This is a genomic window from Klebsiella sp. CN_Kp066 (assembly GCF_040065135.1).
Classification (GTDB): domain Bacteria; phylum Pseudomonadota; class Gammaproteobacteria; order Enterobacterales; family Enterobacteriaceae; genus Klebsiella; species Klebsiella oxytoca.
Genome location: NZ_JBEAIU010000023.1, coordinates 184,412 through 202,336, shown reverse-complemented (window position 1 = coordinate 202,336; position 17,925 = coordinate 184,412). Strand labels below are relative to the sequence as shown.

Sequence of the window (17,925 nt, the reverse complement as noted above, 5' to 3'; positions counted from 1 at the left end):
TAAATTCACCACCGTTTCTATGCGTTTTTCCATATTTGTTTCTCCTGAGCCGTTTCCCCTGTTTTACAGGGAAAAGCTTAACAACTTCTTAATCTCAGATTGTCAGAGCGTCACGCGGTAACGAACATAGTCATCGGCTGGCGTGAATTCATCATACAGACGCCGTGCCGGATTGTCGGTGCGAGTGTGCCAGTACAGGCGCGACCACCCTTTCTCTTTTCCTTCCGTTTGCAGCGCCTGTATTAAGGTTCTGGCGATGCCTTGCCCGCGCATCTGCGGGGCGACAAACAGATCTTCCAGATAGCAAATGGGCGTCTTAACCCATGTTCCTTCGTGGAGGATACAAATCGCAAAGCCCACCACATTGCCATCCACCACCGCGAAACGACCCAGCATCGGCGAAGCGGCATCGAGCATCCGCTGCCAGGTGTATTCTGTGACCTCCGTTGGCTGCGGGCTACCGTAGAAACGGGTATAACCCTGCCAAAGCGATAACCACTGTGCTTTATCCTGCCGATCGGGTTCGCGAATCTCAATGACCATGGGCCGACTCCTCGTTTTGATAAGGCATTATTTTCCGGTGCAATAATTAGTTCAAGCGCCCGGCACACAATTCATCTTTTTCTCTTAATTGCCCCACCTTTGTTGCCGGACCCATTTTGCACGATCTGCCAGACCTGCGTGAAAGAAAAAACTAAAAGTATGTTGTAACTAATTAAGATTCAAAAATAACCCGGCGGTGGCCGGGTTGAAATTAATGCTAATTCTGCTCAGGCGTTGCGCCCGGATGACGAGCGGACGGCGGCTGGCAGCTTATCTGGCCGATAATCCGTCCTTATCTGCTCGTCGGGCGGCGCCCTGCGCTATATCAGCACAGCGGCTGAACGGCGGCGCGCATGCCGTCGCGCAGAATCGCATCCAGATCCTGCGTCACCTGCTCGACCAGGCCTGAAACTTTGCTCAGGTCCTGCTCCCAGTGGGATTCAACGGACAGTACGGCTTTTACCAGCTCGCCGGTGGTGATTTGCGCATCCCGATGCTGGGCCCATAGCGCCTTGTAGCGCTCCATCCATTCAGCATCATCCTGAACCGGATAGCTCTCACCGTTACGTTCGCCGCGATAAAACGCGATCAGCGCTGCCAGTGCGAAGGTCAGGCGCGACGGGAGCTTGCCCTCTTTCTTCTGCGCCGCCAACAGCTGCGGCAGAATGCGGGTGCGGTATTTGGTCATGCCATTAAGCGCGATAGACAACAGCTGATGCTTAATATACGGGTTGCGGAAACGGCCAGTGACCGCACTGGCGAAAGACTCCAGCTCATCGCGCGGCAGGTCGAGAACAGGAATGATCTCCTGGTAAATCGCTTTCTCAACGAAAGCGCAGATTTCCTTATCGTTCATCGCCTCGCCCACGGTATCGAGACCCGCCTGGAAGGCGACCGGCACCAGCGCGGTGTGCGCGCCGTTAAGAATCGCCACTTTACGCTCTTTATACGGCTTAATATCGTCCACGATCAGGACGTTAAGCGGCAGCTTATCCAGACGCAGCTCTGCGGCCAGGGACTTCGGCCCCTGAATAACAAACAGGTAGAAATGTTCAGCGGTATCGAGGAAACCGTCTTTATACCCCAGCTGTTCTTCAATCTGCGCGGCTTCATCACGCGGATAGCCGGTCACGATACGGTCTACGAGCGTAGAACAGAAGGCGTTCGCCTCATCCAGCCAGGTGATAAACGCTTCCGGCAGCGCCCACTCCTGGGCATAGCGCAGCACCAGTTCACGCAGCGCCTCGCCGTTGTAATCAATCAGCTCGCAGGGAATGATCACCCAACCTTTATCCGCCGCGCCGGAGAAGTGGCTGTAGCGTTCAAACAGCAGGCGAGTCAATTTTGCCGGATAGCTTACCGCTGGCGCATCGTCAAAGCGGTCGCCGGCGTGGTAGCTGATCCCGGCCTCAGTGGTATTGGAAAACACAAAGCGCATATCCGGATTATGCGCCAGACGCAGCAGCTCCTCATAATCGGCATAGGCGCTGATTTCACGATTTACCGATCGAATCAGACGCGCATCGCTCACCGCTTCGCCCTTCTCATTCAGGCCGCGAACAATCGTGGTATAGAGGCCGTCCTGGATGCTGAGAGACGGCGGGAATGCGCTCTCAATCGGACGCACGATCACCACGCCGGAATTCAGGTCGGTATGCTCGTTCAGCAGATCGATCTGCCAGTCGATAAACGCGCGCAGGAAGTTGCCTTCGCCAAACTGAATGATACGTTCAGGGTACTGCGCGCCCGGGAAATCGCGACGGTTTAGTGTTTTCACAATGGGTTCCCTCATAGAGTAGTCATACAACCTGAGTAATTGGTCCAATAAGTTATCAGGTTTTTAGCCAGGTGAAACCCCGTTTTGATCAAAGCTGTATGCAATATCAAATTTGTCGCCGAAATATTTCTCTCTGCACGACAAAACGGTGAACCGTTTGTACAGCGCTTAGTCGGGCAATAGTCGGAGCGAGGACGTGGCCGGGTAACGCGGCGAGGGAGACAAGCCCCGGCGGCTTATCAACTCAGCTGCCGGGGCGTGTGAATGAGGCAGGTTGCAGTATATGATGAGATTACAAAAGTTTATAGAACAGCGATGTCGCCGTCAGTTCGCCGTCCGGCATCAGCGCATAGCGAGGAATTTCCCCGGCCTTTTCCCAACCGCATTGCACGTAAAAATTCTCGGCTCCGCTGCCGGTCGCCGTATCCAGCACCAGAACGCTCTTGCCCTGCTCGCGCGCGATCGCTTCCAGCCTGGCCATCAGCGCATTCGCCAGACCCAGGCGACGCGCATTTTGGTGAACCAGAAGTTTAGCGACGTCGGCGCGGTGCGGTTGGTTTTCCGGCTGGTCGATAATGAGCTGCACCGTACCAACGAGCCGCTGCTGCTCATCCGCCGCGGCGATGACGACCCGCTCCCCGGCTGCCACGCTCTGCGCCATTCGCAGCCAGAACGCCGTCGCGGTTTCAGGGGCGAAAGGCAGCATAAAGCTCACCGAGGCCCCGCCGTTGACGCAGCTGACGAGGATATCGGTTAATTCAGGAAGATGTTCGAGAATATCGTCACGCGACAGCGTGCGCAGAGAAAAGGATGTGGTCATCGGTAACTCCTTGAAATTGACCACATCACTATATTTTTTAACTTATATTTAACACAAGTGAATCAATCATCGTATTTTCTTATCGTAGGATTCAGGCCATCTTTTGCGTGAAAATACGATTGCGCCCGGCATTTTTCGCCTGAATCATATAATCGTCGGCAGCCATCAGCAGCTGGTTGAACAGATCCGTAATTCTGGCGGCGCCAAGCGGCTGGCTCTCGAGCCCCATGCTGATGGTCAGCTGGATTTTGCTCTGACCCCAGGTGAAGGTTTGCGTTTCAATACCCTGGCGAATTTTTTCTGCCAGCAGCTGCGCTTCCTGACCGGATGAGGTCAGCGCTGCGACGGCAAACTCTTCCCCGCCGATACGCGCGACCATGCCCTCTTCTCCCACCAGCTGCCGCACCTGCTGCGCAAACTGGGCCAGCATACAGTCGCCGCATTCATGTCCCCAGCGATCGTTGACCTGCTTGAAGCCGTCGATATCCAGCACCATCACCGTTAGCAGCGTATTTTCCGCGATCGGCTGGCGCTTCAGCGCTTCGCTTAACCCAGAGCGGGAATAGACCCGAGTCTGGAAGTCAAAGTCGGCACGCAGGGCCAGCTGTTTGACCAGATTGTTAATCGCCTCAACGCTGGAAGCGACGATAACGGGGCTTATCAGCATCGCAGCGATCCCCAGACGCGTCGAAAACAGCTGCCACGGCTGCATCCGGCTATCGGGCGAAAGGTGGATAAGCGAGTTCGCCACCAGCAGAATTTCGCTAATGCCGGTAATAAAGGTCAGCAGACAGGTCAGCGGCAGCGGGTAGCGAATAGCGCACCAGATCAGCGCCGGTAACGGGAAGGTGATGCTCCCGGCGCCGCCAACCGCTACGCCGAGCACAATCGACAGCACCAGCGCAATCGCCGGCAGCAGCTGGCGCAGGCGAAAACGCCCGAACGCCGAAGGGAGCGTGAGGGTCAAGATAAACGGCAGGATCAGCACGGCGGTTGAGAACTGTTCGCTAAACCAGTCCGCCAGCTGCGGGATAAACGTTGCGCGCTCGACATCTACCGACCCCAGCGCGCCCACGGCGGCGCAGAGCAGCGCCGCCAGCAGGCAGTAGCAAAACAGGCTAAGCGCGTTAATCGGTCCCGGCATCGAGTCCGTCCGGCGCTTGTCCCATAAAATGAGCTGCGCCAGAGTGACAATAAAAACGAGATTGGAGAAGTTGATCAGGAAGGAGGCGAAGCCCATCCCCCAGCGCGAGGTTAAACCGTCATATACCAGCATGGCGGCAAAACAGATGGCGTAAAAATAACTGCGATTTAGCCAGATATAACGCGCAAAAATCCCCGCCATTACCGCATTCAGCGGCCAGAAAAACGACAGTTCTTGTACCAGACGCAGCATCGCGCCAAAGAAATGCAGGAGTAGCGTTAAAGTGAACAACACCAGCGCATCACGCACGGGTTGTTCCTCACGAAACAGCGTGAATGACCGAATCGACAGTGGAGACATTCATGATTATCCGTCTAATTGTTTCAGGCAATTATTATGTTAATAATTAGTTAGCGGTTCATCATATCATGAGAATAATTATCAGGCATATACCGACGCCCGATGAATTATGCTCTGCCGCGGTCCGGCGAGTTCATCTGGATCACCAGCCAGTGGTGAATCACCTGCACCACGTAGCGCTGTTCTGCCTCGCTGAGGCCCCGCCCCCGAGGGATAGCGTGCCACTTTTCCAGGCAGCCGCGACAGCAGGTCGCGGTGGCGTGCTGGGCGATGAATACCGGGTGTCCGCGCATCGGAGTCTGTTTGCCATCGTTAGGAATTTGCGCCGGAGCCAGGCGCCTGGCGATAAAATCCGCCGCGTGCTGGTCGATAACTTCCGCCCCCTTATCATAGCAATACTGCCGTTCCTTTACGCCGAGGCGAAAGCGGGAGCGAAAAGTGGAGCGCTGCAGGCGGGCGAACAGATTTTCTATGGGCACCATCAGAATACCGACCTCCCCAGTTTTTGCGTCAGTTTTTCCAGTAAAGCGATCCCGGCCAGCGAGTTCCCGGCGTCATCGAGCTCGGGGCTCCAGACCGCAATCGCCATCTCCTGCGGAACGATGGCCACAATCCCGCCGCCGACGCCGGATTTCGCCGGTAAACCGACGCGCCAGGCAAACTCACCGGCGTTCTGGTACATGCCGCTGGTCATCATCAAAGCGTTGACCTGCCGCGACTGAATCGGCGCGATAACCGGCGTCGCAAGATGCGGGGCGATACCCCGGTCGGCAAGGAACAGAAAGGTACGCGCCAGCTCTACGCAGCTCATCTCCAGCGAACAGTAGTGAAAATAGTTTTGCAGTACCGTGGCAACATCGTTGTGAAAGTTGCCGAAGGATTTCATTAGCCAGGCAATGGCGGCATTACGCGCCGAATGATCGAACTCCGAGCGGGCGACCACCGGATCGTAGGCAATATCGCTCACCCCGCTCAGGCGCCGCACGATTTCCAGCATCCGCTGACGGGGCGCGCTAAGACGGCTTTGCAGCATATCGCAGACCACCAGCGCCCCGGCGTTAATAAACGGGTTACGCGGTTTGCCTTGCTCAATTTCCAGCTGCAACAGCGAATTAAAAGGCTGGCCGGAGGGATCTTTACCCACCCGCTGCCAGATCTCCTCTTCCTGATAGTGGTTCATCGCCACCACCAGACTGAGGACTTTGGAGATAGATTGAATCGAGAAACGCTCGTGGGCGTCACCGGCGCTGTAGTGCTGACCGTCCACCGTACAGATTGCCACGCCGAGCTTATCGCCGCTGACCCTGGCCAGGGCAGGAATATAGTCCGCCACTTTACCGCGGCCAATCAGCGGCCTGACTTCAGCCAGAATGGCATCGAGCATTGCGTTATTAATTACCGTCGCCACGCGCGGCTCCTTGCCAACATCAAAATTCGGGCGGTAATTATAGGCGCACCTGTCGCGAAGAAACAGCCTCTTTGTTACTCCTGCATCGCCAGGGTGAAGGGTCGCTCGTCAGCGGGGCCTGTCAGGGCGACCAAACCGGCAAATCGCACGAATCGGTAGCCCGGGTCAGGCGTTAGCCGCAACCCGGGGATTTTTCCGCAGTCTAGCGGCGATCTCTCCAGACGGTCTGCACGTTGCAGAATTCATGCAGACCAAAATGGGAGAGCTCGCGGCCAAATCCGCTTTTCTTCACGCCGCCGAACGCCACGCGGGCATCGCTGGCGCAGTAGCCGTTAATAAACACGCCGCCGCACTCCAGCTCATCGGCAAAGCGTTGGGCCTGTGCTTCGCTGGTGGTATATACCGTTGCAGAAAGGCCAAACTCGCTATCGTTCGCCAGCGCCAGCGCGTGGTCGGCATCGCGAGCTTCGGTAATTGTCGCCACCGGGCCAAACAGCTCCTGGCGGAAGCCGGTCATCTCAGCGGTGACGTTGCCCAGCACCGTCGGCGCATAGTAGTTGCCCGCGCCGGCGATTTTTTCCGCGCCCAGCAGCAGGGTCGCTCCTTCTTTTAAGGTCGCGCGCACCTGCTCATGCAGCTCATCGCGCAGATCGAAACGCGCCATCGGCCCGATGTAGTTCTGTTCATCGCGCGGATCGCCCATTTTGAGCGCGGCGACGGCGGCGACAAATTTCTGCGTAAAGGCCTCGGCAATGCCCGCCTCGACGATAAAACGCTTCGCCGCGGCGCAGACCTGCCCGGTGTTCTGGTAGCGGCCGATCACCGCCGCTTTCACCGCCTCGTCGAGGTCGGCATCGTTGAGCACGATAAACGGATCCGAACCGCCCAGCTCCAGGACGCATTTTTTCAACGCCGCGCCGGCCTGCGCGCCAATCGCCTTCCCGGCCCGCACGCTGCCGGTAACGGTCACGGCGGCGATACGCGAATCGTTGATCATCTGCGAAACGCTATCGTTGGTGGCATTCACCCAGCCAAACACCCCGGCCGGAACGCCGGCTGCGGCAAAGATTTCACCGATCATCGCCGCGCTTCCCAGTACGTTTGGCGCATGCTTAAGCAGATAGCTGTTGCCCGCCAGCAGAATCGGTACCGCGCCGCGAAGCACCTGCCACACCGGGAAATTCCACGGCATGATGGCGAGGATAGCGCCCATCGGCCGGTACTCAATGACCGCTTTATTATCTTCAACCAGCGTCGCTTCGGTTTTGAGCATCGCCGGTCCGTGCTCGGCATACCAGTCGCAGAGATTTGCCGATTTCGCGACTTCCCCGCGCGCCTGAGCGATCGGTTTTCCCATCTCCAGGCTAATCATTTGCGCCAGCGCTTCGCCGCGCGCGCGCATCGCGTTACCGACATGACGCAGCGCTGCCGCGCGTTCCGCAACGCTAACGTTGCGCCACTGACGATAAGCTTGTTCCGCAAGGGCAACGGCCGAATCAACTTCTTGTTCGCTCGCCCAGGGCAGAGACGATATGGTTTCACCTGTGGTCGGGTTCACGGAAACCGCATGAGTGGCAGATACATTCATCGTTAATCTCTCTGTGTTGATTGCGAAGTGACCTTATTCTGGCTTACCCTACCCTTCATTAAAAATGAATAATATTAAGCAACCTGTTCACAAAAGAAGAATGCCATGGACCTGACCCAGCTTGAAATGTTTAACGCCGTCGCCAGCACCGGCAGTATTACCCAGGCCGCGCAGAAGGTGCATCGCGTGCCGTCGAACCTGACCACGCGCATTCGCCAGCTGGAGGCGGATCTCGGCGTAGAGCTGTTTATTCGCGAAAACCAGCGTCTGCGCCTGTCGCCTGCCGGGCATAGCTTTTTACGCTATAGCCAGCAGATCCTCGCCCTGGTAGATGAGGCGAGAATGGTGGTCGCCGGAGATGAACCTCAGGGGCTGTTTTCCCTCGGCTCGCTGGAAAGTACCGCCGCCGTGCGCATTTCACCAACCCTGGCGCACTTTAATCAACGTTACCCCAAAATTCATCTGGCCCTCTCCACCGGCCCTTCCGGCACCATGATCGACGGCGTCCTGGAGGGAAACCTGAGCGCGGCGTTTGTTGACGGCCCGCTGGTGCATCCAGGGCTTGAGGGGTTACCGGTATTTCCCGAAGAGATGATGATCGTCGCGCCCTTTGGCCACCCGCCCATTGCGCGCGCCAGTGAAGTGAATGGCGCCAGCGTCTATGCGTTTCGCGCCAACTGCTCCTACCGCCGCCATTTTGAAAGCTGGTTTCATGCCGATCGCGCCACGCCGGGACGCATCCATGAAATGGAGTCCTACCACGGGATGCTGGCCTGCGTCATTGCCGGCGCCGGTCTGGCGCTGATCCCACGCAGTATGCTGGAGAGCATGCCGGGCCATCAGCAGGTTTCCGCCTGGCCGCTGGCGGAAGAGTGGCGCTGGCTGACCACCTGGCTGGTCTGGCGGCGGGGGGCGAAAACCCGTCAGCTCGACGCGTTTATAGCGCTGCTGAACGAAGATCGGCAAGCAGCATCTTCTCCATAAAGATGCTTAACGGATCCGGCTGATACGGCGCAAAGGCGCTACGGGTCTGGTAGCCATTGCGCGTATATAACGCAACGGCGGCGTGCTGATGGATGCCCGTTTCCAGGCGCACGGTATGGCATTCGCGATTTATCGCCTCTTCCTCCAGCGCGGCCAGCAGTCGTTCTCCCAGCTGCTGCCCGCGATGGGCCGGGTGAATAAACACCCTTTTCATCTCGCCAACCCCCTCTTCGCCGAGCACGATCGCCCCGCAGCCGACGGCGTGGCGCTGCGTATCGCGAATAAGAAGCGCAATAACCGACTCCGCCGGTAACGCGCTCAGGTCGATCAAATGGTTGCTCTCAGCCGGGTAGAGCGTCTGCTGATACGCGTCCAGTTCGGCAATTAAGGCCATCAGATCCGGGTGGTTTTGCGGGGTTGGGGTGATTGTGTACATAGAGAAGCTCCTTTTTGACCATACTGTAGCGCGGAGCGTCTCGCAGGCGGCCATAGCATTAACTTATCGCTTCACACCTCGCTTGCGCTTCCCCCTAAAGTGGCAGTAATTTTGCGTCATGACGACATTTATCAGGAACAAACCATGAATACCAAAGCGCGCAAGGTCATGATTATCGGGGCAGGCAACGTCGGCGCCTCTGCGGCCTATGCCCTGTTGAATCAGAATATTTGCGAGGAGTTAATCCTCGTGGACCTGAATAAAGCCCGCGCCGAAGCGCACGCCCAGGACCTGAGCGATGCGGCGGCCTACATGCCGGGGATGATGACGATTTCCTCGCGGGAAGCCAGCGACTGCGCCGATGTTGATATTGCGGTGCTCACCGTTTCCGGCGGTGCGCTCAAACCGGGCCAGACTCGACTGGACGAACTGACCAACACGGCGACAATTGTAAAAAGCCTCATTCCGCAAATGATGAGCGGCGGTTTCAACGGTATTTTTTTGATTGCCACCAACCCCTGCGACATCATCACCTGGCAGGTATGGCGGCTTTCAGGTCTGCCGCGCAGCCAGGTGCTGGGTACCGGCGTCTGGCTGGATACCACGCGCCTGCGCAGAGTGCTGGCTCAGGAGCTGGATATCGGCGCGCAGAGCATCGACGCCTTTATTCTCGGCGAGCATGGCGACACCCAGTTTCCGGTCTGGTCGCACTCAGCGGTTTACGGCGCCGCCATCGGCGATGTGTACCAAAAGCATACTGGTCAAATTCTCGACCGGGAGCGGATTGCGGAAAAGGTGCGCAAGCTGGGATTTGAAATTTACGCCGGTAAAGGCTGCACCGAATACGGCGTCGCCGGGACTATCGCCGAAATCTGCCGCCATATTTTCACCGGCAGCCATCGTGCGCTGGCGGTATCGTGTATTCTGGATGGCGAATACGGCATCACCGGCGCGGCGGCAGGCGTACCCGCGGTGCTTACCCAAAGCGGCGTACAGCAGATCATTGAGCTGCAGCTGGCCGATGATGAAGCAGAGAAGTTCCGCCGCTCTGTGGAAGTGATTAAAGCCAATATCGCCCGCCTACCGTAACCCGCTTTCCCGGCTAGTCGGCAATGATCAGCCGGGGATGGATATGCCCCAGCAGTTCACGCGTCTCTTCCGGCAGATGATTATCGGTGATGATGTCGGTGAGCGAGTCAAGATGGGTGATGTTAAACAGCGACCAGGCGCCGTATTTTGAGCTGTCCGCCAGCAGAATGCGCCGCCGGGCGTTCGCGATTAAATCCCGCTTCAGCGCCGCTTTCTCTTCCGTTGGCGAGGTTACGCCCTTCTCCAGATCCCAGCCGTTGCAGCTGACGAACGCCAGATCGGGCCAGATATTTTGCAGCAGACGGCGTCCGTGATCGCCGATGCAGGACTGGCTGCTGTCGTCGATGCGTCCGCCGATGATGGTAACTTCAATTTGCTTAAATTCCGAGAGAAACAGGGCGATATGCAGATCGCTGGTGATCACCCGCAGCGGCAAGTGGGTTATCTGCCGGGCAAGTTCGATCATAGTGGTTCCGGCATCGAGGACGATGGCGTCCCCGGCCTTGACTAACGCCGCCGCCGCGCTGGCGATGGCGTATTTTTCCTGCAGACTGCGCTGGGACTTCTCCTGGGTGGTGGGCTGTGAAGGAATAAACCGGTTGAGCGTGACGCCGCCGTGGGTACGGCTGATGACCCCTTCCTGATCGAGCTTAATCAGGTCGCGGCGAATCGTCGCCGGCGAGGCGTGAGTCGCCGCCACCAGCTGGTCCACTGTCACCAGATTATGGCTCTTCAGAAAATCCATAATCTGCTCTAACCGGTTATATCCCTTCATGTTATTCCTGTGCGATTTGCATGGCGAGCTCAATAGAGGTTGCCATGCTGTCAGACTTAGCTTTACCTGTCCAGGCAATATCAAACGCCGTGCCGTGGTCTGCGGAAGTGCGGATAAACGGCAGTCCGGCGGTAATATTTACCCCATCATAAAATCCAAGTAATTTTAGCGGAATATGCCCCTGATCGTGATACATCGCGACCACCATATCAAACAGACCTTCGTGACACTGCATAAATACCGTGTCCGGCGGGCATGGCCCGGTCACGTTGAGCCCTCTGGCCTTCATCGCTTCAACGGCCGGACCCACGATACGAATCTCTTCATCGCCAAACAGACCGTTTTCCCCGGCGTGAGGGTTCACTCCGGCAACGGCAATGCGCGGATTAGTGAAACCCACCCGGCGCAGGAAGCTATCGGCGATGCCGATCACCGTTTCAACTCGCGGCTGGTTCAGATTATCAAGGAATTTTCGCAGCGCCACGTGGGTAGAGATATGGATCACTTTGAGCTTATCGGTATATAACACCATCGCAAAATCTTTGGTTTGCGTCAGATGGGCGAGCATTTCGGTATGTCCCGGGAAGTTGTGCCCGGCCAGATGCAGCGCTTCTTTATTGAGCGGCGCGGTAGCGATCGCAAACACCTCACCCGCCATCGCCAGCTCGGTCGCTCGCTTGATGCAGCGGTAAGCTAAATCCCCCGCCTGCGCCTGCACTTCCCCCGCGCGTAGTCCTTGCGGATCGGCTAGCGGTTCGTCGATAACGTTAATCGTGCCCGCGCTGAACTGCGCCTGTTCCGGACGATCAATGATACGCAGCTCGGCGGGCGGGGTTATCCCCATCGCCAGGATCCGCCGCAGCGTCTGCGCGCAGCCCACCACCACGACCGGCGCGCCGTTGAGTTTCCCCTCAACCAGCGATTTGATAATAATTTCCGGGCCAATGCCTGCCGGGTCTCCCATCGTTACCGCAATGATGTTAGTCACTCATTTTCTCCTCAATAAAATTCACAACCTCCAGCAGGGTGGTTTCCGTTCCGAATCCGCCTGCCTTGGTCATTACCGGCCGCTGCCAGCTACTACCCAGAAAATTGCCGAACGGCACGCATTGCGCCACCCGGCCTGTAATATGAAATCCGCTGGCGCCCAGCGCCTGCGCCACGGCGATCGCCACGTCGCCGCCGGATAAATAGAGCGCTCCCGGCTGGCTCTGCGCGATGGCCAGCGCGCTGACCCGCGCCAGGTATGCGCAGATGCGCTCGCCAAGGGCGGTGCGATCGACCCCATGCCGACGACACAAGGCTTCAACCGCCTTTCGCGCCTCGCTATCGGGTCGGGTGGTGATAACGCAATGATTATTTTCGCTCAATACCGCCACGATACGCCGGGCATCAAGGGCGGCATCGCCGTCAAAGGCCATAGCCACATCAATGTCGACCCGCCGGACGCGCGGATGCTCATTAAGACGGGCAACCTGCTGTTGCGCGATTTCGCTCATTGAACCGACCACCGCCAGCAGCGGGCCGTGCGGCATAGTCGCCAGCCGACGCGCCAGGGCGTCGCATAGCCCCGCAGACCCCACCAGCAGCACCCGCTGCTCGCACAGAGCGACCGTGGCGATAATGGCGTCCAGCTGCTGGTTTTCTTCGGCATCGACGATCAGCACCCGCGGCGTCTCAACCGTTTGTTCCAGCTCTGCCGCCAGCCCGGGGACCGTTGTCCCGCGGCACAGCAAATCGCTTTGTTGAGCGACCACGGCGGCGATATCCGCGCTGCTGACCGGCGTTTTCGGATCGGTCGCGAACTCGGTTTCATTCACCGGCGAGCCGTGCACATAGCACACCCCCCGGCGCGTCACCCGGCCAGCCGCCGGAAAAGCCGGCGCCAGAACTGCTACGGCGCAGTTTAGCGCGCGCATCGTTGCTTCCAGCTCGGCGCCGAGATTGCCGCGCAGCGTGGAGTCGATTTTTTTCACCGTCCAGCGCGGCTGAAAACGCGGCAACACCGCCTGTAAAAGATGCGTGATGCGCCGTGCCGCCTCTGCGGCGGGCTGCGCGCGGCTGTCGCTATTGAGGATCAGCGCCTGCGCCTCTCCCTGGTAGCTGGCGCTAAACGCCACTTCCGCCCGCATCCCCGTCTCCGCCAGGCTGACTCCCGCGTCATTTGCGCCGGTAAAGTCATCCGCCAGAACCAGCACCTTGTTATCGCCGCTGCCCATCATGTTCCCTTTTCAAGCTGTTCGAAATTGATAATGATTATATTCAATCACAATTGATTAAATGTGAGCAAGCTCAAGTTATTAAATCTCGCTATAAATTATAACTTCATCCCACAATGTGAGTGACCCGAACAATAGATGATTAAGTTTAATCATCCATAAGACAGGAGAAAGAAGTGGCAACCATTAACAGCACCCTGATTAGCGGCGCGGGCGCGTTTACCGCCCTGCTACCGCTGCTGACCGGCAAACAGCGCATTTTGCTGGTCACCGATGGCAACGTTGGCAAACTCGATGCCGCACGGCAGATCCGTACGCTTCTGGAAGACGAAGGGCGTCAGGTTCAGATCGTTGATTCCGTACCCGCAGAGCCAAGCCAACATGATATGACGCAAATTCTGCGCCTCGTCAGCGCTAACCAGCCGGAGCTAATAGTCGGGATTGGCGGCGGTAGCGTTCTGGATGTGGCCAAGCTGCTCTCGGTTCTGCTGCATCCCGACTCGCCGGGGCTTGAGGCGCTGCTGGCCGGCGAAAAGCCGCAGCAAAAGGTGACCTCGTTATTAATTCCCGCCACTGCCGGCACCGGTTCCGAAGCCACGCCGAACGCGATCCTGGCAATCCCGGAACAGAATACGAAGGTGGGGATTATCTCCCCGGTTCTGCTGCCGGATTATGTTGCCCTGCTGCCGGAATTAACCACCAGCATGCCCGCGCATATCGCCTCCTCTACCGGCATTGACGCGCTGTGTCATCTTATTGAGTGCTTTACTTCGACCGTTGCCAATCCGGTTAGCGATAACGCGGCGCTGATTGGCCTGCGCAAGCTGGTGCGCAACATCGAGCTATCGGTGAGCGAGCCGCACAATCTGGCGGCGAAGCTGGAGATGCTGTGGGCCTCTTATTATGGCGGTGTGGCTATTAACCATGCGGGCACTCATCTGGTTCATGCCCTTTCCTATCCGTTAGGCGGCAAATATCACCTGCCGCACGGCGTGGCTAACGCCATTTTGCTGGCGCCTTGTATGAAGGTGGTGCGCCCACACGCGGTGGCGAAATTTGCCCAGGTCTGGGATCTGCTCCCTGAAGCCGACCTGACGCTTAGCGAAGAAGAGAAATCCCATGCGCTGGTCGCCTGGCTCGCCGCGCTGGTGAAACGCCTGCAGCTGCCCGATAACCTTGCCGCGCTGGGCGTACCGCCAGAGAGCATCAGCGAACTGAGCGAAGCGGCGCTGAACGTCAAGCGTTTACTGAATAATGCGCCATGCAGCGTTAACCAGGATCAGGTTGAAGCGGTTTACCGCACCCTGTTCCCCGCACAATAACACCAGGGAAGAGATGAAATGAGCAATTCAATTACCGGCGTTCTGACCGCCATCGTCACGCCTTTTACCGCAGAGGGAGCCGTGAATATCCCGGCGCTAAGGCAGCAGGTACAGCGCCAGCTCGCCGCGGGCAACGGTATTTTTTGCGGCGGTACCAACGGCGAATTCTTTGTGCTGAATGAAGCGGAAAAAATCGCCGTCGCTAAAGCCTGCGTGGATGAAGTTGCCGGTCGGGCGCCGGTGGTGGCGCATATTGGCGAAGTGTCGACTCGCGAAACGATCCGCCTGGGTCAACAGATCGAACAACTGGGCGTTGACGCGGTCTCCGTGATTACCCCCTGGTTTGTGCCGCTAAAACAGGATGAGCTGATCGCCCACTATACCGCCATTGCTGACGCCCTGAGTGTACCGGTATTTCTCTACAACATCCCGGCGCGCACCGGCAACACCATTGAACCGCAAACCGCGCGCGCGCTGGCGCAGCATCCGAACATTATCGGCGTCAAAGACAGCGCCGGCAGCTACGAAAGCCTGAAGGGTTTCCTCGATGCGGTCCGGGATATCGCCGATTTTGACGTGCTGAACGGCCCTGATTCGCTGATACACCAGGGTTTTGTTGATGGCTGCTCCGCCTGTATTTCCGGGCTGGCAAACGTCGCGCCAAAAGAGATCAACGCCATCTGGGCAAATTTTAAAGCGGGCAATGTTGAGGGCTCCCGCCAGGCTCAGGAGAGCGTCACCGGTCTGCGCACCGATCTTTATAAAGTGGCGTTCTCGCCGGCGGCGGTAAAAAAAGCGCTGCAGCTGATGGGCCACGATGTTGGCGACAGTCGCTACGCGGTGAGCTTCACCTCGGCGCAGTGCGCGGAAATTAATCAAATTATTGCCAAATATATTTCCTGACGATAGCGGAAATAGTTAATTAAATTTCCGGCACTGGTGTAAACAAAAAATCAGTGCCGGGAATATTTAATATTTTGTATATAACGTCTTACGTAACGTAAGGGATGTTTCAATGTTTATATGGATGCTTGACCCTGAAATATGGTTGACGCTGGTAACGCTCACCTTTCTGGAGATTATTCTCGGGGTCGATAATATTATCTTTCTCTCGCTGGTAGTAGCCAAACTGCCACCGCATCAACAAAATGTTGCGCGTAAGTTGGGATTAAGCGGCGCAATGGTTATGCGCGTGCTATTGCTGGTATCTATTGCCTGGCTGGCGCATATAACGGTGCCGCTGTTTACTATTGCGCATTTTGTCGTATCGGTGCGCACCATCATTTTATTTGTCGGTGGTTGTTTCCTTATTTACAAGTCACTGCAGGAGATACGCGGTGAACTGCAGCTGGAAGAAGAGTCGCACGGCGGCGGCCAGCGTCAGCTTTCGCTGGCGGGCGCGGTTGTCCAAATTATGCTGCTGGATATTGTCTTTAGCCTGGATTCAGTTATTACCGCAGTCGGTTTGTCGCAACATATTTTCATTATGATTACGGCAGTCATTATTGCTGTTGGCATTATGATGTTCGCGGCAAAGACCATTGGCGATTTTGTCAATAACACGCCAACGATGAAAATGCTCGCTTTAACCTTTTTGTTGCTGGTGGGGATATTATTGGTCGCGGATAGTCTGGAGATACACATTGCAAAAGGTTATCTCTATTTTGCCATTTTCTTTTCGCTGGCGGTGGAAACGCTCAATATTATTCGTAATAAAAAAATCATTAAGGCTTCGCAGCCCGCAGAAGCTTACGACTCATTACAGCTAAACAAATAAAACCCTACTGAAAATAACGGAGTATGAATATGTCTGTAACCGCAATTCGTGACGGAATCATTAATCAGCATGAACAGGACGCGCGGCTCGAAACCGCGATGTTACCGTCATCCTGCCCGCAAAACCATGCGGCAAACCTGCTGCCGCTGCCGGACGGCTCCCTGATGTGCGTCTGGTTCGGCGGTACCCAGGAAGGCGTTGCCGACATCTCCGTTTGGGGATCGCGTCTGCTGCCCGGGAGCCGCCAGTGGAGCGATGCGGTCAAATTGTCTGATGACGCCAGCCGTTCCGAGCAAAACCCGGTGCTGTTTCTGGCGCCGGATAACGTGCTATGGCTGCTGTGGACCGCGCAGATCTCCGGCAACCAGGATACCGCCATCGTGCGCTATCGCCAGTCAACGGATCTGGGTCAAACCTGGGGCGAGATTGCCACCCTGCTCGATAAGCCCGGCACCTTTATTCGCCAGCCGATCACCGTCCTCGACAACGGCAACTGGCTGCTGCCGGTCTTCTACTGCCGCACTCAACCGGGTGAAAAATGGGTTGGCAACGACGATATCAGCGCCGTCAAAATCTCCTCCGATTGCGGCAAAACCTGGCGCGACGTCGAAGTCCCGCAAAGCCTGGGCTGCGTACATATGAACATCACCGCGCTGCCGGGCGGCACGCTGGTTGCGCTGTTCCGCAGCCGTTGGGCCGACAATATCTACTACAGTCAGTCCGTCGATAACGGCGAAAGCTGGTCAGTGCCGGAACCGACTGAACTGCCCAATAACAACTCATCTATTCAGGTGACTACCCTCGCCAGCGGCGAACTGGCGCTGGTCTTTAACCACATGAGCGCCGCCGGCGCGCGGGAACGCCGGGCATCGCTTTACGACGAAATCGACGATGGCGATAACAGCCGTAAAGAGCCGGAAGTGACCAGCGGGCGTTCGGCCTTCTGGGGAGCGCCGCGCGCGCCGATGACCGTAGCCATCTCCGCCGACGGCGGTAAAACCTGGCCATGGCAGCGCAACCTCGATGAAGGCGACGGCTACTGCATGACCAATAACTCGCTGGATAAGCGCAATCGCGAGTTCTCCTACCCGAGTATCAAACAAGGGGCGGACGGCACGCTGCACATTGCCTACACCTGGTTCCGCCAGGCGATTAAATACGTGCACGTTTCGCCCGAGTGGGTGAAGGAGTCCGCACGATGATCGTCGGCAACCTTAACGCCCTGCCGCTGGCAGGGCTTCCCCCGGCGCTGCGGCAGATCCTCTCCCTTCCGCAAGCCACGCTAGCGGCGCTGAGCGGCAGGCCGGACGGCCGCTGGCAGCCGGAAAACTGTCGCTGGTATTGCAATATCGGCGAAGCGCATACCCAGCCGACCGCCCAGCGGCACACCGAATATCACCATCAGTGGGCCGATATTCAGGTGATGCTGGCGGGCTGCGAGGTGATTAACGCCGGAATGCTCTGCGTCGCGCAGGATAGCGATGAAGAGCGCAAACCGGATCTGTTTATCGCCCGCGATAGCCCGTTGCCGGTATCCATCACCCTGTATCCCGGTGATTTTGCGATATTTCTGCCCGGCGAACCCCATCAGGCGCTGTGCGCGGTAGACGTGCCGTCAACGGTACGCAAAGCCGTATTTAAAGTGCCGAGCGACATGCTGGAAGGGTAAATAAGAAGGAGAAA

At 57.3% G+C, this 17,925-nt stretch carries 18 protein-coding genes; 7 read left to right on the top strand and 11 right to left on the bottom strand.

Annotation, left to right across the window (positions count from 1 at the left end; translation table 11 throughout):
- Positions 1–102 precede the first annotated feature (102 nt).
- From ABLV75_RS03910 to sad, 7 genes are all read right to left on the bottom strand, one after another.
- On the bottom strand, positions 103–543 hold the full coding sequence (locus ABLV75_RS03910) for a GNAT family N-acetyltransferase (protein WP_004102305.1): 441 nt from the start codon (positions 541–543) through the stop codon (positions 103–105).
- Between the two features lie 325 nt (positions 544–868).
- Entirely contained in the window at positions 869–2,320 is a 1,452-nt protein-coding gene (locus ABLV75_RS03905) for a tagaturonate reductase (RefSeq protein WP_004102307.1), read from the bottom strand.
- Positions 2,321–2,612: 292 nt separating this feature from the next.
- Positions 2,613–3,140 (bottom strand): GNAT family N-acetyltransferase, encoded by a 528-nt coding sequence (locus ABLV75_RS03900; RefSeq protein ID WP_016808765.1) that lies wholly within the window; start codon positions 3,138–3,140, stop codon positions 2,613–2,615.
- A 91-nt stretch (positions 3,141–3,231) separates the two neighbouring features.
- Positions 3,232–4,644, bottom strand: coding sequence for a GGDEF domain-containing protein (locus ABLV75_RS03895; protein ID WP_023321022.1), 1,413 nt, complete (start codon positions 4,642–4,644; stop codon positions 3,232–3,234).
- 107 nt (positions 4,645–4,751) lie between these two features.
- Positions 4,752–5,126 (bottom strand): DUF4186 domain-containing protein, encoded by a 375-nt coding sequence (locus ABLV75_RS03890; RefSeq protein ID WP_004102313.1) that lies wholly within the window; start codon positions 5,124–5,126, stop codon positions 4,752–4,754.
- On the bottom strand, positions 5,126–6,052 hold the full coding sequence (gene glsB / locus ABLV75_RS03885) for a glutaminase B (RefSeq protein ID WP_023329760.1): 927 nt from the start codon (positions 6,050–6,052) through the stop codon (positions 5,126–5,128). Before glsB ends, ABLV75_RS03890 begins: the two co-directional genes overlap by 1 nt.
- Before the next feature lie 202 nt (positions 6,053–6,254).
- The gene (sad, locus tag ABLV75_RS03880; protein ID WP_016808767.1) at positions 6,255–7,640 is read right to left on the bottom strand and encodes a succinate-semialdehyde dehydrogenase; all 1,386 of its coding nucleotides are present in this window, start codon (positions 7,638–7,640) and stop codon (positions 6,255–6,257) included.
- A 105-nt stretch (positions 7,641–7,745) separates the two neighbouring features.
- Between sad and ABLV75_RS03875 the strand changes: the two genes are divergently transcribed.
- Positions 7,746–8,624, top strand: coding sequence for a LysR family transcriptional regulator (locus ABLV75_RS03875; RefSeq protein WP_004102317.1), 879 nt, complete (start codon positions 7,746–7,748; stop codon positions 8,622–8,624).
- On the opposite strand, the gene ABLV75_RS03870 is transcribed toward ABLV75_RS03875, so the two are convergent.
- Positions 8,578–9,060: a GNAT family N-acetyltransferase gene (locus ABLV75_RS03870; protein ID WP_004113275.1), complete on the bottom strand. Its 483-nt coding sequence runs from the start codon at positions 9,058–9,060 to the stop codon at positions 8,578–8,580. The genes ABLV75_RS03875 and ABLV75_RS03870 overlap by 47 nt on opposite strands.
- 144 nt (positions 9,061–9,204) lie before the next feature.
- Here ABLV75_RS03870 and ABLV75_RS03865 point away from each other — a divergent pair, with 144 nt between their 5' ends.
- Complete coding sequence (locus tag ABLV75_RS03865) at positions 9,205–10,149, top strand: L-lactate dehydrogenase (RefSeq protein WP_004113278.1); 945 nt, start codon at positions 9,205–9,207, stop codon at positions 10,147–10,149.
- 13 nt (positions 10,150–10,162) lie between these two features.
- On the opposite strand, the gene ABLV75_RS03860 is transcribed toward ABLV75_RS03865, so the two are convergent.
- Genes ABLV75_RS03860 through ABLV75_RS03850 form a run of 3 tightly spaced genes read right to left on the bottom strand, consistent with a single transcriptional unit; the run spans position 10,163 to position 13,143 of the window.
- Positions 10,163–10,924 carry a DeoR/GlpR family DNA-binding transcription regulator gene (locus ABLV75_RS03860; RefSeq protein WP_004102327.1) on the bottom strand — a complete coding sequence of 254 codons (762 nt, stop codon included), beginning with the start codon at positions 10,922–10,924 and terminating at the stop codon, positions 10,163–10,165.
- A gap of 1 nt (position 10,925) precedes the next feature.
- Positions 10,926–11,912 carry a D-threonate 4-phosphate dehydrogenase gene (locus tag ABLV75_RS03855; RefSeq protein ID WP_004113279.1) on the bottom strand — a complete coding sequence of 329 codons (987 nt, stop codon included), beginning with the start codon at positions 11,910–11,912 and terminating at the stop codon, positions 10,926–10,928.
- Positions 11,905–13,143, bottom strand: a complete 1,239-nt coding sequence (locus tag ABLV75_RS03850) for a four-carbon acid sugar kinase family protein (RefSeq protein WP_004113281.1) — start codon at positions 13,141–13,143, stop codon at positions 11,905–11,907. Before ABLV75_RS03850 ends, ABLV75_RS03855 begins: the two co-directional genes overlap by 8 nt.
- Positions 13,144–13,319: 176 nt before the next feature.
- Here ABLV75_RS03850 and ABLV75_RS03845 point away from each other — a divergent pair, with 176 nt between their 5' ends.
- The 5 genes from ABLV75_RS03845 (at position 13,320) to ABLV75_RS03825 (ending at position 17,911) form a co-directional block, all read left to right on the top strand.
- Entirely contained in the window at positions 13,320–14,465 is a 1,146-nt protein-coding gene (locus ABLV75_RS03845; protein ID WP_024274228.1) for an iron-containing alcohol dehydrogenase, read from the top strand.
- An 18-nt stretch (positions 14,466–14,483) separates the two neighbouring features.
- Entirely contained in the window at positions 14,484–15,368 is an 885-nt protein-coding gene (locus ABLV75_RS03840; RefSeq protein WP_024274229.1) for a dihydrodipicolinate synthase family protein, read from the top strand.
- Between the two features lie 112 nt (positions 15,369–15,480).
- Entirely contained in the window at positions 15,481–16,242 is a 762-nt protein-coding gene (locus tag ABLV75_RS03835) for a TerC family protein (RefSeq protein WP_004113287.1), read from the top strand.
- Between the two features lie 29 nt (positions 16,243–16,271).
- Positions 16,272–17,444, top strand: coding sequence for an exo-alpha-sialidase (locus ABLV75_RS03830; RefSeq protein ID WP_004102339.1), 1,173 nt, complete (start codon positions 16,272–16,274; stop codon positions 17,442–17,444).
- Entirely contained in the window at positions 17,441–17,911 is a 471-nt protein-coding gene (locus ABLV75_RS03825; protein ID WP_004102341.1) for a YhcH/YjgK/YiaL family protein, read from the top strand. Before ABLV75_RS03830 ends, ABLV75_RS03825 begins: the two co-directional genes overlap by 4 nt.
- Positions 17,912–17,925 lie beyond the last annotated feature (14 nt).

Excerpts from the sequence above, each read along its gene's own strand:
- ABLV75_RS03910 (WP_004102305.1), bottom strand. The coding sequence starts at position 543 with ATGGTCATTGAGATTCGCGAACCCGATCGGCAGGATAAAGCACAGTGG.
- ABLV75_RS03900 (WP_016808765.1), bottom strand. The coding sequence starts at position 3,140 with ATGACCACATCCTTTTCTCTGCGCACGCTGTCGCGTGACGATATTCTC.
- ABLV75_RS03895 (WP_023321022.1), bottom strand. The coding sequence starts at position 4,644 with ATGTCTCCACTGTCGATTCGGTCATTCACGCTGTTTCGTGAGGAACAA.
- ABLV75_RS03890 (WP_004102313.1), bottom strand. The coding sequence starts at position 5,126 with ATGGTGCCCATAGAAAATCTGTTCGCCCGCCTGCAGCGCTCCACTTTT.
- sad (WP_016808767.1), bottom strand. The coding sequence starts at position 7,640 with ATGAATGTATCTGCCACTCATGCGGTTTCCGTGAACCCGACCACAGGT.
- ABLV75_RS03875 (WP_004102317.1), top strand. The coding sequence starts at position 7,746 with ATGGACCTGACCCAGCTTGAAATGTTTAACGCCGTCGCCAGCACCGGC.
- ABLV75_RS03870 (WP_004113275.1), bottom strand. The coding sequence starts at position 9,060 with ATGTACACAATCACCCCAACCCCGCAAAACCACCCGGATCTGATGGCC.
- ABLV75_RS03865 (WP_004113278.1), top strand. The coding sequence starts at position 9,205 with ATGAATACCAAAGCGCGCAAGGTCATGATTATCGGGGCAGGCAACGTC.
- ABLV75_RS03860 (WP_004102327.1), bottom strand. The coding sequence starts at position 10,924 with ATGAAGGGATATAACCGGTTAGAGCAGATTATGGATTTTCTGAAGAGC.
- ABLV75_RS03850 (WP_004113281.1), bottom strand. The coding sequence starts at position 13,143 with ATGGGCAGCGGCGATAACAAGGTGCTGGTTCTGGCGGATGACTTTACC.
- ABLV75_RS03840 (WP_024274229.1), top strand. The coding sequence starts at position 14,484 with ATGAGCAATTCAATTACCGGCGTTCTGACCGCCATCGTCACGCCTTTT.
- ABLV75_RS03835 (WP_004113287.1), top strand. The coding sequence starts at position 15,481 with ATGTTTATATGGATGCTTGACCCTGAAATATGGTTGACGCTGGTAACG.
- ABLV75_RS03830 (WP_004102339.1), top strand. The coding sequence starts at position 16,272 with ATGTCTGTAACCGCAATTCGTGACGGAATCATTAATCAGCATGAACAG.
- ABLV75_RS03825 (WP_004102341.1), top strand. The coding sequence starts at position 17,441 with ATGATCGTCGGCAACCTTAACGCCCTGCCGCTGGCAGGGCTTCCCCCG.